The following is a 14,233-nucleotide window of genomic DNA, read 5'->3' on the forward strand; positions in this document are numbered from 1 at the left end:
AGCTTAAATTTTAAACAAAACGTAAGGCTTTGCGTCAGCAAAACCTTACGTTCCTGTAACAGTCAGCTTATACGCTGGTTTGAGCCGTTTTGCGATGCTTTTCAGCACGCTCGCGCTCGCTCTTATTCAAAATTTTCTTGCGCAGGCGAATCGACTTTGGCGTGATCTCGCAATATTCATCATCATTCAAGTACTCAAGCGCCTGCTCAAGCGAGAACAAGCGGGGACTTTTTAGCGTAACGGTATCGTCCTTACCGGCAGAACGAATATTGTTAAGCTGCTTCACTTTACAAATGTTCACGATGATGTCGTTCTCGCGCGTGTGCTCGCCAACGATCATTCCCTCGTATATTTCGGTACCCGGCTCCAGGAATTGGATACCGCGGTCCTCAACGCCCATCATGCCGTAGAAGGTCGTCGTTCCGTTCTCGCTTGCTACTAGCACACCTTGATGACGGCCGCCTACGTTGGAACCAGCGAGCGGGCCGTAGCTGTCGAAGGCGTTGTTCATGATACCATAACCGCGCGTAAGCGTCAGGAATTGGGTACGGTAACCGATTAGGCCGCGTGCAGGAATAATGAATTCCAATCGCACTTGTCCATTGCCGTTATTAATCATGTTGACCATTTCGGCTTTGCGGGTTCCCAAGCTCTCCATAACCGCTCCCATGCTCTCTTCAGGAACGTCAATGAGCAGACGCTCGTAAGGCTCTCTCTTCTGGCCGTCAATTTCCTTGATAATAACCTCAGGCTTCGATACTTGCAGCTCGTAGCCTTCACGACGCATGTTCTCGATCAAGATGCCAAGGTGAAGCTCGCCGCGGCCGGATACGATGAACGCGTCCGGGCTTTCCGTTTCGTCTACGCGAAGGGCAACGTCAGTCTCAAGCTCCTTGAACAACCGCTCGCGAAGCTTGCGGGAAGTGACCCATTTGCCTTCGCGGCCCGCGAACGGGCTGTTGTTAACAAGGAATGTCATTTGAAGAGTAGGCTCGTCGATCTTCAGAACCGGCAAAGCCTCCGGGTTCTGCGGATCTGCTATCGTCTCTCCGATATTGATTTCACGAATTCCGGCAACGGCAACGATATCGCCAGCGCCCGCTTCAGCGATTTCTATGCGCTTCAAGCCTTGGAAGCCGAACAGCTTCTCGATTCTCGCTTGCTTCGTACCGCCCTCGCGCGTCATGACTGCAACCGATTGACCTTGACGAATCACGCCGCGGTTTACGCGTCCGATCGCAATACGTCCCAAATACTCATTGTAATCAAGCAAAGTAACCAGGTATTGAAGCGGCTGTTCCACATCCTCGGTCGGAAACGGAATATTGCTTACGATCGTTTCATACATTGCTTCCATATTATCGTCCTGCTTCTCAGGATCAAGGCTGGATGTTCCCATAAGCGCAGATGCGTAAACGACCGGGAATTCAAGCTGCTCGTCATCAGCGCCCAATTCGATGAACAGGTCAAGCACTTCATCCACAACTTCAGTCGGCCTAGCATTAGGACGGTCGATCTTATTCACGACAACGATCGGCGTCAGCTTCGATTCAAGCGCTTTGCGCAGAACGAATTTCGTTTGCGGCATACAGCCTTCAAACGCGTCAACGACCAACAGAACGCCGTCAACCATTTTCATGATACGCTCTACCTCGCCGCCAAAGTCGGCATGTCCTGGTGTATCCACGATGTTTATCAAATAATCCTTGTAGTTAATCGCCGTGTTCTTAGCTAAAATCGTAATACCGCGCTCACGCTCAAGATCATTAGAATCCATCGCGCGCTCCTGGACGGCCTCGTGATCGCGAAACGTTCCCGATTGTTGAAGCAGCTTGTCGACCAATGTTGTTTTGCCGTGGTCAACGTGGGCAATAATGGCGATATTCCGTAATTTCTCTCTTGCTTGCATAACTTGTAATCCACTCCATTTGTTTTTTTTATTTAAATCCTTTTACCAGCGTCTGCGTTTGCTTAGCATCATCCATACACCTGCCGCTATGAACGTCAAAGCAATCGCATAAATCCCCCAGCTCCACAATAAAACAAGAACTACGAACACGGCCGATGCGGCAGCAAGCGCAATCGATGCCGTGAGTACAACACTCGGTCTGGATGTACCGAATAAATAATATTCGTAAAGGCCGGCAGCTACCCCGAAAATAAACAGCGGCCACAAATATTTCAAGCTATCCCATCCAAATAGGTTGCAAACGATAAACAGCAAGGCATAGACAATGAGCATTCCGCCCGGGACAAGCGCGACCGCCGGAACTAATCTGCCGAAATAAAGCACATGCAGCAACAGACCAGGGATTAAGACGAGCAGCGGCCAGAAAATCGCCCCCAAAAAGCTGAATACACCTAACTTGCCCAGCAAAATAACGACCCCGGCTAACAGCAAAATGATTCCAGCGGAATATTTGTTATTAGGCATACGCGCTTCCGCTCCTTACAACGTCAATCGCATATATTGACGAAAGACGACAGTTTTTATCTATATTAGTTTAATGGAAGTCAACCAAAAATACCAGCATGAAGCGAGCGTCAGCGCAAAAAAAACCGTTCCGCCATATTTTGCGTGAACGGCTAGTGCCTTAAACATCAGGAAACAGGCTTTTTTCGCATAACCGCAAGCGCGATTACAAGAGGCACGCAAAGGAGCGGAATCGCTTCGGCGAGCGTCTTCGATCCATGGAATACGAGCTCATCCAAGCCGGGATCATGCATCAGCATTTCCCCGGCCGCATAGGCAAGCAACGCGGCGCCTATATAGGAAAGAGCAGGAAATCGATGCAGCAAAGCCCCCAGCATTTGGCTGCCCCAAATGATCATCGGTATGCTGATCGCAATGCCTAGCAGAATGAGAACGGGGTCTCCGTCGGCAACTGCGGCTATCGCGAGCACGTTGTCCAAACTCATAATAAAGTCGGCAACGACTATCGTCCATATGGCTTGGCCGATCGTTGTCGCTTTTTTGACCCGATGCGACTCCTGGCTTCCGCCTGCATCCGCCAATAGCTTGACGGCGATATAAAACAGCAGCAACGCTCCGACCGCTTGCAAAAACGGAACCTGAAGCAGTTGAATCGCTGCGAGTGTCAGTATGCAGCGAAGCCCGACAGCGGTCAGCGCCCCCCACCAAATTGCCCGTTTTCTTTGCTCCGGCGGGAGATGGCCGCTTGCCATTGCGATAACAATCGCATTATCTCCGCTCAGCAAAATGTTTATCAATATAATTTGCATGAAAATAAATAGGCTGTCCAAGATACATTCCCCCTCATATCAGCTGTATGAACAAGCTCCGGGGAATATGTCCAAAAAAAAGTGAATCCATCCTCGACAAGATTCATATCTATGTATAAACATCAAGATGTGCTTGTTTTAAGTAAGGAGGTAAATAGAAATGGAGCTTTTCTCGGTCGAGTTTTACTCCGCCCTGCTGACTATTGTTTTCATCGACCTCATTTTGGCCGGGGACAATGCTATCGTCATTGCATTAGCAGCTCGTAATTTGCCGCAGGAGCAGCAGAAAAGAGCGGTAATCTGGGGCACTTTCGGTGCCGTCGGCATTCGGATCGTCGCTACCGTGCTGGTTGTGCAGCTGCTCCATGTACCGTGGCTAAATCTTGTAGGCGGGCTGTTGTTAGTATGGATTGCTTACAAATTGCTTGTACAGGAAGATTCTCATGATCACGTAAAAGCCGGGAATACATTGTGGCAATCGATCCGAACGATCATAATCGCCGACGCTGCAATGGGGATCGATAACGTGATTGCCGTTGCGGGCGCGGCCCACGGCGATACGCTGCTCGTCATTCTGGGACTCATCATAAGCGTCCCGGTCGTCGTTTGGGGCAGTACGCTGTTTATCAAGCTTATAAACCGCTTTGCATGGATCATCTATATCGGAGCCGGCGTTCTGGCTTACACGGCTGCGAAAATGATCACGCATGAGCAATCGTTAATGGACTTTTTCGACAGCAGTCCGGTTATTTTATGGTCATTCATAATCGTCGTAATCATATTGACGATAGCAGCCGGCTGGTTTACCAATCTGCGAAGGAAACAAGCGGCAAAGCAAAGAAGCAGCGAACCCCATTAAGGGCTCGCTGCTTCTTTTTTGTCATTCGGTTAAAACCAGCTGTCTTCGCCTGCTGCTTGAATAGCGGTTTGACTACCCGGCGTAAGCACAAGCACTTCCGTACCTTCGGTTGCTGCGTTTAGCAGCTCGTAATATTGAGGAATAAGCGACTCCACCTTCTCGACTATGCGGAGATTCGGATTCGTGCTTGGCGATTTCGGCAAAAATAACGTACAGCAATCCTCATAAGGTAAAATGGACGTTTCGAACGTTCCGATTCGCTCTGCAACGTTAATGATCTCCTGCTTGTCCATCATGACCAAAGGCTTCAACAGCGGTAGCTCTGCAGCTCGTCCGATCACGTTCATGCTTGGCAGCGTTTGGCTGGCCACTTGTCCCAGACTCTCACCGGTCACTATGCCATTCGCCCCGCTGCGCTCAGCGAGCTGCTCCGTTATGCGAAGCATCGCTCGGCGCATAAGCGTAATGATCAAATTGTCGCTCTTCGCCGCCGCAAGAGTCGTCTGGATCTCCGTAAAAGGAACAAGATGCAGCTTGAGCGGCTCGCCGCTGAAATAAGACAACCGCTTCGCGAGCTCTATCACCTTTTCTTTCGCTTTATCGCTGGTGAACGGGTAGCTGTGGAAATGCACGGCTTCCAGCTCAAGCCCTTTGCGTAATGCCATCCAGCCAGCTACGGGGCTGTCGATGCCGCCTGACAGAAGCAGCATAGCTTTGCCGTTCGATGCATACGGAAAGCCGCCGGCGGCAGGTATGATTTCATAAAATAAATAAGTTGCTTCCTCCTGGATATCGACGCGCAGCTCAACGTCGGGTTTATTGACGTTCACTTTAAGCTCCGGCATCGCGCGCAGCACATGGCCTCCAACCAAATGATTCATTTCCTGCGAGGTATGGGGAAATTTCTTCCAAGCGCGTTTCGCACTTACTTTGAAGGTCGCAGGCGTTTCGGGCAGCGACAACATAAGCTCTAACGCAGCAGCCCGTATTTTCTCGAGATCCGGCTCCGCGCTTACGACTGGACTAAGCGTAACGATGCCGAATAGATCCTTCAGCCGATTGGCTACAGGCTCGTAAGGATTGCCGTTCAGTTTGACGTACAAGCGGCCGAAGGATTTAAAATAGGTGATATGTTCAAACGCGCATAGAGACTGCTTCACCTGCTCCAGCATACGTTTCTCAAACCGGTTGCGATTTTTGCCCTTTACCGTTAAGTCTCCATAACGAAGTACAATTTGATCATAAAGCAAGATTAGGTCAATCTCCTCTCAAGCGGCTTCAAATGCTCGACAACAAGGCGAAGCGCTTCGCCAAGCCGTCTTATATCCTGCTCCGTGTGCTCGTCTCCGAAGCTGATGCGAACGCCTCCGGCTGCCTGTTCGAGCGTTGCGCCGACGGCAAGTAGAATACGGCTTGGCTTATTTTCCTTGGACGAGCAAGCCGATTTCGTTGATGCTATTATACCATGCTGCTCCAACATATGAATAATGACCTCCGGCTTCATGCCCGGATACGAGAAATGAACGATATGCGAAGCAGCCGGTTCTCCGCCATTAAGCTTTAGCTCCGGTATTTCTTCCATCATCCGAATGAGCTGCTGCTTTAAAACATTCGTTCGCTGCTGCCGGGCATTCATGGTTTCGCATGACATGCGGAGCGCCTTCGCGGATGCGACAATTGCCGGAACATTTTGCGTGCCCGCACGAAATCCGTATTCCTGTGAGCCTCCGGTAAATAATGGGTAAACCGTAATGCCATCTCTAACATATAAATACCCGACACCCTTCGGACCGCGCAGCTTGTGCGCCGAGCCGCTGACCGCATCGATTCCCCACTCTTCGACCGCTATAGGCAGCTTGCCGATGCTTTGAACCGCATCGACGTGAAAAATTACCTTAGGATGACGCTTCAGCAGCTTGCCGATTTCCTCAATAGGCTGGATAGATCCGATCTCATTGTTCACGTGCATGATGCTGACTAATATCGTCTCGTCCGTCAAAGCCTCCAACACCTGCTCGGCGCGTACGTGACCGGAAGCATCAACCGGCAAATACGTGACGCGAAACCCTTCTTCCTCCAACTGCGAGAAGGATTCATATACGGATGCATGCTCGATTTGTGTCGTAATCAGATGTTTCCCTCTGCCGCTGTACTGCTTAGCGATACCCTTAACAGCCAAATTATTCGACTCCGTGCCGCCGCCCGTAAACAGCCATCTGCCGTTCTTCGTCTGCATTTGTTCGGCAATAACCGTCCTCGACCGCTCAATCAGTTTGTCGGCATCCGTTCCAGCCCGATGCAGCGATGACGGGTTCGCGTATTGCGTTCGCATCACTTCCATCATCGTATGAACGACCTCGTCATAAGGGGGAGTCGAAGCGCAGTGATCAAAATATAGCATAATCCTTCATTCTCCTTCCAAAAAAGAAAAAGATCAACGATTGTCCCCCAAACCATGGTGGGAGCCAATTCGTGATCTAATTGCCGCATTCTATCTGGCATGCAACACCTTGGTGACATACTGCTGCGTTTCTTCCGGCAGCGCCTCCAAGTTAGCGGTAAGCTGCTCATCCGTCTTTATGCCCGTGCGATCGACACGACCGGGTCCGGCATTGTAGGCTGCCAACGCGACCTGCTCGTTCCCGTTATATTTTTTAAGAAGAAAGGATAAGTATTTGGTTCCGCCATCAATATTTTGCGCCGGATCGAAGGAATTCGTAACGCCCAAACCTCTAGCCGTTCCGTCCATCAGCTGCATTAGCCCTTTCGCGCCTGATCCCGATACGGCATCCGCACGGAAGCCCGACTCCGTCCGGATGACCGCATGGATGAGCGCTGAATCGACCCCGTATTTGGCGGAGGACTGCTCAATCAGCAAATCGTATTCACTAGACGGAAGATCTGATGAGCTTGTGCTTCCATAAGAAATGTTCGTTATTCCGCTTGTGGTAGATAACTGGGCAAGCGCTTCTTCTCTCGTTACCGGTGTGGCGGAATGACCGTTTGCTGCGCTTTCAGACATATACTGGGACAATAACGTATCGAATAAGGAAGTTGATCCGCCGCCGGCCGCTGCATTCAACGGATTGGAAGCCGTTTTTGAATGTAAGCTTGGTGCCAGCTGCAGTTGCAATAAAGTCTTTATTATTCGCGGGTCAATACTCATGGTTTCCTCCTAGGAAAGAAGCTCTGTGTAAGCGAAGGAAAAATCATCGTTTCCTGTCTAATTGGTATATCGGATATTATTGTACATGTTTTTAGAGCAAACGGCTAGTTTTCCGAGAGCCTTTTCTGCGAATAGACCAGCAGCAGGCAGCTAAAAACGGAGCGTGCCTGTTGCAAGGCATGCTCCGTTTCCAGAGGGAAATATTCATCCGTTTGTTTACTTGAATACCTTGACACGATCTTCGATCGGCTGGAACTGCTTCTCGCCTGGAGCCGCGGTCGGTTTGCCAAACGGCATTTGGGCAATCAGCTGCCAAGAATCAGGCAAGTTCCAAGTTGACCTCACTTCATCGTCCACCAATGGATTGTAGTGTTGAAGCGAAGCGCCGAAGCCCTCGCTTTCGAGCGCTGTCCAAACGACAAATTGATGCATGCCTGAGGAATGCTGCGACCATATCGGAAAGTTTTGCGCGTATGACGGAAAGCTTTGCATAAGTCCGTCTACTACGTTTTTGTCTTCAAAAAACAATACGGTGCCGTAGCCGCTTTTAAATGCGCCCATTTTTTGCTCAGTCGGCTCGAATTGATCCGCAGGCACGATTTTGCGAAGCGTTTCCGTCGTCAAATTCCAAAATTTATCGTGGTTCCCGCCAAGCAGCACGACAACCCGGGCGCTTTGCGAATTAAAGGAAGATGGCGTATGTTTGACTGCTTCCTGCACCAAATCTACAATCTTCTCATCGGAAATAACGGCCTCTTTACTGATGCCATAGATCGAGCGTCTTGCCTTGACTGCGTCAAAAAAGGGTTTTGATGTTTTGGTATCCAAGCCGGCTTGCTTTATCATTTTTTCTCCTGCCTCTCCGTTTTCGGTGTCAAGTGACTGAATTCATTATTCCCCTTCTAATCATAATTATGTTTCGGCAAAAGCCACTTTACTAATGCATAGAGCATAAAGCAGATTGAGAAAGCAATAATCTCAAGCTCGAGCAAATACCAAGGCCATGGAGAAAGCAAATCAAGCAAGGAGGACGATGCAGGCTTGCGCGCCAAAAACATAAAGTTTGTAGTACCCGTAACGTAATTGGCAATAGCCGCAGGAATGGCGAGCAGATGCAGCCATAACAGAGATTTCAGCACCGAACGAAAGGTAGGCCGGTAACGCTCGACCGCCAAAATGAACACGGACGCTCCAATAATTCCGATATGCGCGATAAAGAAATGAAAATATCTAAAATGAGGAAATGCCTCGTCCAAATTAGGCGTGAGCAGCGCTTGCAGAGCACCCATGCTGCCAAGAAAGAAAACACAGTCGTAAAGCCTTTTAGCATTAGTCAGCAGCAAAACAGCAGATAGGAGGACCATTAAGCTGCATAGCTGAAAAGGCAGCGAAGCCGCTCCCCAGCTATGCTCGATAACATAGGAAAGCTGAAGCGCAGCCTCGCTGACAAGCAGCAGAATGGCGAGACCATAACGGGCTTTGAGATTCACCTTCGGCTGCCTAAGCTGCTTTCGCAGCAATATGATTCCTGCAAATAAAAGGATGCCGGCAGCTATTGCGGCAATATGGGATGCAGAGAACATTTCAAAAGACATGGCTTCTCCCTCCAATTCATAGAATGCTCATTGTTATTTTCTACAAAAAAGGCATAAAAAAATAGTACCATTATGATTTGGTACTATCATTGTCCTGCTGCTTTTGAAATAATCCCATTTCCTTCACTTTGCTTGCGGCTTCGCGCGAGCCCGTCAGGTTTAGCTTTTTTAAAATATGGTTGACGTGATTTTTGACGGTCCGTATGGAGACGACCAGTTTATCCGCGATTTGAGGCTGCGTATAGCCTTGATCAATTAAATGCAATAGCTGAAGCTCCGAGGGCGTAATGAGGTCGTTCAGTTTCTTGGCCTCGAACTCACGCTCAAGCTGCTTGAGCCGTTTGAATTCCTCGCGCATACGCTCCGCAACGGCCGCATTTATTGGAGATTGGCTTTTGGCTGCGGATCTTACCGCGTCGGGCAAGCTTTCAAAATCCGATTTGATTTGGTAATCGATGGCTCCTGCTTGAAAAGAACGGAAAATGAGCTCCTTCTCCTCCATCGACGTCAGCATAATGATGCGGGCGCTCATAAACGCGGCTGCTTCCTCGGCTAGCAGCACGCCCTCCGGTCGCCCGTCCAGCATAATGTCCATTAACACCACATCTGCCGGAATCGTTACGTACCGCTCTTCCCGCAGCGCTTGCCGGACATCCTCCGGCCGATTAGCCGTCCATACAACCTCGATATCCTGTTCCTTATTTAAATAGGCGACCAGGCCCCGAAGCCAATCGGGATCATCCTCGATAATCCATACCCGAATGTTGCCCATGCCCTTCTCCCCCCTCCGTGCTTGGCGCAGCTCGTTTCTCCGCTTGAACGCTTCGCTTCGGAAACGTCATGATGACGGAAGTCCCCTCGCCTATCTTACTGCGAAGCTGCAGCATGCCTTTATGCTTACGCATGACATGATAAGCATATGGAAGACCCAAGCCAAAGTTGGTATCGCTGCCGCTCTTTGTCGTATAAAAAGGTTCAAGCACCTTCTTGATTTCACTCTTTTCCATACCCGGCCCCGTGTCCCGGACCTCAATGATCAGCACCCGCTTCGTTTCGCTGAATCGGACGAGCAGTTCGCCATTGCCCTTCATCGCTTCCAGCGCATTCGCTGCTATGTTGCCTAATGCTTCGCTGACTTGGGCAGGATCTACCCGGCACGTCCAGCCTGCGAGAAGCTCCGTACGAAGCTTAATGCCCCCCAGCGCCGGCGCATACGACTTCAAGGTTTGGTCAATGAGCAGAGCCAAATCAACCTCCTCCGCCTGCAGCACCAAGTCCTCTGTGCGGCGGTGAACCCTTTGCAGCATGTCTTGCATATGCCGTGACGCATTAAGAACCGTTTCGATATCAGCCAACAGCTCTTGCTGATCGGTTGCGATCGCGTACGCCTTCATTTTCTCGCTGAACAGCCGCATTTTACCCGCATCGTTCTTGATCGCATGGTTGAGTATCGCCGTTCCCGAAGTAACCGCCCGCAGGGTGGAATCAAACCTTCTTCGATCGACCATCACGCGGACGCCCATAAAACCGTAGGTGAACAGACCCACGACGAAAACGGTTACCCCCAGCCCCACGATCCACGTATTGTAGACCCACATGCGCAGCATGCCGAAGCTAGGCAGCACATAATTCATTACCATGCAAAATAAAACGGGCGGCAGCACAGCAGAGCAAACGATCCAATGCGTACGGGAAAAGGCGGCATACAGCTGGCGTTTCAGCAGCACTTGAACCGCTCCGTACAACATGTACGGCACCGCCCACCAAACGACAATTTTGAAGGAGATGGGATACATTTCCGTATAAAATGGCGTAAATACGATACAGCCGATAATGGGTAGCAGCAGCAAAAATGGCATGAGCTCCTGCAGTCGATCCGGCAATCGTACCGGCTGGTAGGCCATCGCGAATAAAAGGAAGGCGTATGGAAGTCCGTAATACGATATTAGAGACGCTGACGCTTGCAGACGATAAAGCAGTTGCTGCGCTACCTCGTTCATTCCCGCTTCCTCCATCACCGGAAGCCACTGCAGATCAAGCACGGCGGCAAGCGCGCCTGCTCCGCCGCTGAACGCCACCGCACCCAGCCAGCGATTGACGGACGCGCGCCGGTCCGAAAGCCATACGATGGCCGCTACAGCCCACAAAGCGATAAGAACGAACAGCATAAGGCATCTCCTTCACAACAGACTACTCTTTGTTCCCGCTTGTATCCGTACTACGCACCCATTCGAAGCCGATTTTGTTCAGAAAAGCTTTCGCCAACACCATGTGGCCCGCCGCAGTCGGGTGAACGCGATCCCACGCAAGCGTAGATGCATACAGCTCTTCAAGCACCTTATTAAAGGCTGCTTGCGTATCGACGAATAAGCAATCGTTCCGCTCCGCCGTTCTCTTCACAATCGCACCGTACTCGTCCATCGTTGCCCGCATGGCATCCTTGTCATTGCTTTCAATATAAAATGGAGTCATCAGCACAACGCCATTCACGAGCGGCTTCGTCTCCGCGATTAAAGATTGAAGAGTGTGCTCATATTCATCCTTATAAACATGCCACTCCGGGATGAAAGGCGTATCATATTGCCGCCACACATCATTTGTACCTATCATAACGGCAAGCCAATCCGGCTTGCGGTCAATAACGTCCGCCTGCCAGCGGTCCTTCAAGTCACGGACCGTATGGCCGCTTGTGCCCATATTGACAACGCGAATGCCGAGTTCGGGATACACGGCCTGCAGCAGCGCATCTACGTTTGCGACATATCCTTTCCCCAGCGCACCGAATAATCCTTCGCCATTCGGACGATTACGCTCGCAATCCGTAATCGAATCCCCGATAAAAAGTAACTTTTGCCCTTTCGTCAACCGCATGAACATGGCCTCCCATAAGTTGAATTAATAGAAATACACCAAATTATACCTACCATATCACAATTTTTATCGATGTTAAACAAACAAAAAAAGCTATCCAGCCCCAGGAGGCGGACAGCTAAATATAGCTTTATTCCGGACATAAAAATAAAGTCGCATTACAATACCGTCTTGCTAACGAATGGAAATAGGACGTTTGTATCGAAATGACCGCGACTAACAAGATATTGCGCACGGCTTCCCATTGCTGTTCCGTAAGATTGGGCAGCCTGCTTGCAAACTGATTAGCCGAAGAACGAATGACATGCTCCGTTAATAAATCCTGATGCGGATTTTCTTTCAAATGACCGGAAATATCGAGCAGTTGATCGTTATTTGCATCCAACTCCTCAAACATGCTCGTATACGATGCATATAGTTCAATTGGTCCGACCAAGTCATCTTTTTCGTCCTCGGGTTTTTTGAACACAATCTCGAAGAGCTTACGAATGGATTCAAAATCAAGATTTGACTTTAAATCATCAATAATGAATATCAGCGCCGCTTGGTTAAGCGAATATTTTTTGCCGGCCTTCGGGCAGTCGAAATAAGGCTTGAAGTCTCGCTTCACCCAATTTTGCATGGAGGTGATCGACAGATTTGAATATTCTATAAGCTGGCCGAGAGCCGCGATCTCATGAAGCGAGAAGCCCTTCCTCTCGGTTCCCTTGATCAGCTTTTCAATAATGGGAGGCAGCAGCGTGGATAAAAATGCAGGCAGGCCGCTCCCTTGCTCTAAATCAGATTGATGCGTTTTGGTCCATGCGGTCTGCAGCACCTGAAGCGGCTTCTTATCATACTTTCCGTCCAGGGCGAGCAGCAAACAAGCCATCTCTTTTCGAGTAAGCGTAAAGGACTCCATAACCCTTCCTCCTCGCAGTAATGTCTTTACAAGTTCATATGAACTCATCATATGCCTGAGTTTGACCGTTGTAAAGGCTCGAAAATCAATGATAATAAGCTTTTCCAGCTTGTTAACTCGCTCATAAAGGTCTTAAAAGGCTGTAAGCGTTGCATATGGCGTTTGTCATAAAGGGGAAGGATTCGTTATAGTAGTAAATAAGTATACAAAAATTCATATAAAAAAGGGTAGTGAGAAACGAAAATGGGTAGTATAGGATTCAATTTATTCATGGTTGCTCTACTTATTTTATTAACTGCTTTTTTCGTCGCAACGGAGTTCGCCATCGTTAAACTGCGCTCCAGTCGGATTGATCAGTTAGTGCTTGAGGGCCGAAAGAACGCGCTTGCCGTTCAACGTGTTACGAGCAATCTGGATGCCTACTTGTCAGCCTGCCAATTAGGGATAACGATTACAGCGCTTGGGCTGGGCTGGTTAGGTGAACCAACAGTTGAAAAACTGCTTTTACCCTTGTTTGAACGTTTTGAATTAAACAGTGATCTCAGTCATATTTTATCCTTTTTGGTCGCATTTATTTCTATAACCTTTCTTCATGTCGTTGTCGGGGAGCTTGCTCCGAAAACATGGGCCATTCAGAAGGCCGAATTTATTAGCTTTTTAACAGCGAAGCCGATTATTTTCTTTCATACCTTAATGTATCCTTTCATCTGGCTGCTCAACGGCTCCGCTAACGCTCTTGTCCGTTTATTCGGCTTAAAGCCTGCCACAGAGCATGAGGAAGCACATTCCGAAGAAGAGATTCAAATCATTCTTAACGAAAGCTTTCAAAGCGGCAAGATCAATAACACTGAATACGGGTATGTAAGCCGTATTTTCGCATTCGATGAATTGTTAGCGAAGGAAATTATGGTGCCCCGCACCGATATGGTCTGCTTGTACACGAACAAATCGTTGCTAGACAATATGGATATTATTCGTAAAGAGCAATACACACGTTTCCCGGTTGCCCTCGAGAGCAAGGACAACATCGTAGGTATGATTAATACGAAACAGCTGTTCTTGGAGTATGAGACGGATCGCGACTTTGATTTCAAGAAGCTCGTGCATCCGGTCCTCAGTGTATCCGAGGTTACTCCGGTCAAGATGCTGCTGAAGCGCATGCAGCTAGAACGCGTTCATATCGCTATATTGGTGGATGAATACGGCGGAACGTCTGGACTTATTACGATTGAAGATATACTTGAAGAAATCGTCGGCGAAATTCGAGACGAGTTTGATGCAGACGAACGGAAGGATATCGAGCAGCTTGCAGACAATTGCTACCTGCTTGACGGTAAAGTATCGCTAAGCGAGCTTAGCGACTTAACAGGCATGAACTTCGAGGAAGAGGATGTCGATACGGTCGGCGGCTGGCTGTACAGCCAGGTTCCAGATCCGAAGCCAGGCAAAGAGCACTATTACGATCAATATAAATTCATTATCCGTGAAACAAGCAAAAACCGGATTCGCAAGGTCGAGATGCTCACTTTGCAAAACGAAGCAGAGTTAGAAGGCGAGACGGCATAATTTCAGTTTAATCGTCCAAGGGGCTGTCCCAA

General features: G+C 49.2%; 14 protein-coding genes. 2 read left to right on the plus strand and 12 right to left on the minus strand.

Going from position 1 to position 14,233, the window contains the following annotated elements:
* Positions 1–67 precede the first annotated feature (67 nt).
* The 3 genes from typA to L1N85_RS12990 form a co-directional block, all read right to left on the minus strand.
* On the minus strand, positions 68–1,909 hold the full coding sequence (gene typA, locus L1N85_RS12980; RefSeq protein WP_235238724.1) for a translational GTPase TypA: 1,842 nt from the start codon (positions 1,907–1,909) through the stop codon (positions 68–70).
* A gap of 42 nt (positions 1,910–1,951) precedes the next feature.
* A complete protein-coding gene (locus tag L1N85_RS12985; RefSeq protein ID WP_235238726.1) occupies positions 1,952–2,434 on the minus strand; it encodes a hypothetical protein in 483 nt (160 codons plus the stop codon).
* A gap of 167 nt (positions 2,435–2,601) precedes the next feature.
* Positions 2,602–3,264 carry a TerC family protein gene (locus L1N85_RS12990; RefSeq protein ID WP_235238729.1) on the minus strand — a complete coding sequence of 221 codons (663 nt, stop codon included), beginning with the start codon at positions 3,262–3,264 and terminating at the stop codon, positions 2,602–2,604.
* 139 nt (positions 3,265–3,403) lie between these two features.
* Between L1N85_RS12990 and L1N85_RS12995 the strand changes: the two genes are divergently transcribed.
* Positions 3,404–4,102, plus strand: a complete 699-nt coding sequence (locus L1N85_RS12995; protein ID WP_235238730.1) for a TerC family protein — start codon at positions 3,404–3,406, stop codon at positions 4,100–4,102.
* Positions 4,103–4,131: 29 nt separating this feature from the next.
* Here the strand turns inward: L1N85_RS12995 and thiI are convergent, their stop codons facing one another.
* The 9 genes from thiI to L1N85_RS13040 all read right to left on the minus strand — a co-directional run bounded on the left by thiI (position 4,132) and on the right by L1N85_RS13040 (position 12,635).
* On the minus strand, positions 4,132–5,352 hold the full coding sequence (gene thiI, locus L1N85_RS13000) for a tRNA uracil 4-sulfurtransferase ThiI (RefSeq protein WP_235238733.1): 1,221 nt from the start codon (positions 5,350–5,352) through the stop codon (positions 4,132–4,134).
* Positions 5,353–5,354: 2 nt separating this feature from the next.
* On the minus strand, positions 5,355–6,503 hold the full coding sequence (locus L1N85_RS13005; protein ID WP_235238736.1) for a cysteine desulfurase family protein: 1,149 nt from the start codon (positions 6,501–6,503) through the stop codon (positions 5,355–5,357).
* A gap of 90 nt (positions 6,504–6,593) precedes the next feature.
* Positions 6,594–7,268: a lytic transglycosylase domain-containing protein gene (locus tag L1N85_RS13010; protein ID WP_235238738.1), complete on the minus strand. Its 675-nt coding sequence runs from the start codon at positions 7,266–7,268 to the stop codon at positions 6,594–6,596.
* A gap of 216 nt (positions 7,269–7,484) precedes the next feature.
* Positions 7,485–8,114 carry a nitroreductase family protein gene (locus L1N85_RS13015; RefSeq protein WP_235238741.1) on the minus strand — a complete coding sequence of 210 codons (630 nt, stop codon included), beginning with the start codon at positions 8,112–8,114 and terminating at the stop codon, positions 7,485–7,487.
* Positions 8,115–8,170: 56 nt separating this feature from the next.
* Entirely contained in the window at positions 8,171–8,863 is a 693-nt protein-coding gene (locus tag L1N85_RS13020) for a YwaF family protein (RefSeq protein ID WP_235238743.1), read from the minus strand.
* A gap of 70 nt (positions 8,864–8,933) precedes the next feature.
* The gene (locus L1N85_RS13025; RefSeq protein ID WP_235238746.1) at positions 8,934–9,635 is read right to left on the minus strand and encodes a response regulator transcription factor; all 702 of its coding nucleotides are present in this window, start codon (positions 9,633–9,635) and stop codon (positions 8,934–8,936) included.
* Positions 9,601–11,031: a sensor histidine kinase gene (locus L1N85_RS13030; protein WP_235238748.1), complete on the minus strand. Its 1,431-nt coding sequence runs from the start codon at positions 11,029–11,031 to the stop codon at positions 9,601–9,603. The genes L1N85_RS13025 and L1N85_RS13030 overlap by 35 nt, the downstream gene beginning before the upstream one ends.
* 22 nt (positions 11,032–11,053) lie before the next feature.
* Positions 11,054–11,734 (minus strand): SGNH/GDSL hydrolase family protein, encoded by a 681-nt coding sequence (locus L1N85_RS13035; RefSeq protein ID WP_235238751.1) that lies wholly within the window; start codon positions 11,732–11,734, stop codon positions 11,054–11,056.
* 130 nt (positions 11,735–11,864) lie between these two features.
* Entirely contained in the window at positions 11,865–12,635 is a 771-nt protein-coding gene (locus tag L1N85_RS13040; RefSeq protein WP_235238754.1) for a DUF1836 domain-containing protein, read from the minus strand.
* A gap of 243 nt (positions 12,636–12,878) precedes the next feature.
* Between L1N85_RS13040 and L1N85_RS13045 the strand changes: the two genes are divergently transcribed.
* Positions 12,879–14,201, plus strand: a complete 1,323-nt coding sequence (locus tag L1N85_RS13045; protein ID WP_235238761.1) for a hemolysin family protein — start codon at positions 12,879–12,881, stop codon at positions 14,199–14,201.
* The last annotated feature ends 32 nt before the right edge of the window (positions 14,202–14,233 follow it).

This window comes from Paenibacillus alkaliterrae (assembly GCF_021532375.1).
GTDB classification, from domain to species: domain Bacteria; phylum Bacillota; class Bacilli; order Paenibacillales; family Paenibacillaceae; genus Pristimantibacillus; species Pristimantibacillus alkaliterrae.

Bases quoted from the DNA above. Each gene is read 5' to 3' on its own strand.
- typA (WP_235238724.1), bottom strand. From the start codon at position 1,909: ATGCAAGCAAGAGAGAAATTACGGAATATCGCCATTATTGCCCACGTT.
- L1N85_RS12985 (WP_235238726.1), bottom strand. From the start codon at position 2,434: ATGCCTAATAACAAATATTCCGCTGGAATCATTTTGCTGTTAGCCGGG.
- L1N85_RS12995 (WP_235238730.1), top strand. From the start codon at position 3,404: ATGGAGCTTTTCTCGGTCGAGTTTTACTCCGCCCTGCTGACTATTGTT.
- L1N85_RS13005 (WP_235238736.1), bottom strand. From the start codon at position 6,503: ATGCTATATTTTGATCACTGCGCTTCGACTCCCCCTTATGACGAGGTC.
- L1N85_RS13010 (WP_235238738.1), bottom strand. From the start codon at position 7,268: ATGAGTATTGACCCGCGAATAATAAAGACTTTATTGCAACTGCAGCTG.
- L1N85_RS13015 (WP_235238741.1), bottom strand. From the start codon at position 8,114: ATGATAAAGCAAGCCGGCTTGGATACCAAAACATCAAAACCCTTTTTT.
- L1N85_RS13020 (WP_235238743.1), bottom strand. From the start codon at position 8,863: ATGTCTTTTGAAATGTTCTCTGCATCCCATATTGCCGCAATAGCTGCC.
- L1N85_RS13025 (WP_235238746.1), bottom strand. From the start codon at position 9,635: ATGGGCAACATTCGGGTATGGATTATCGAGGATGATCCCGATTGGCTT.
- L1N85_RS13030 (WP_235238748.1), bottom strand. From the start codon at position 11,031: ATGCTGTTCGTTCTTATCGCTTTGTGGGCTGTAGCGGCCATCGTATGG.
- L1N85_RS13035 (WP_235238751.1), bottom strand. From the start codon at position 11,734: ATGCGGTTGACGAAAGGGCAAAAGTTACTTTTTATCGGGGATTCGATT.
- L1N85_RS13040 (WP_235238754.1), bottom strand. From the start codon at position 12,635: ATGGAGTCCTTTACGCTTACTCGAAAAGAGATGGCTTGTTTGCTGCTC.
- L1N85_RS13045 (WP_235238761.1), top strand. From the start codon at position 12,879: ATGGGTAGTATAGGATTCAATTTATTCATGGTTGCTCTACTTATTTTA.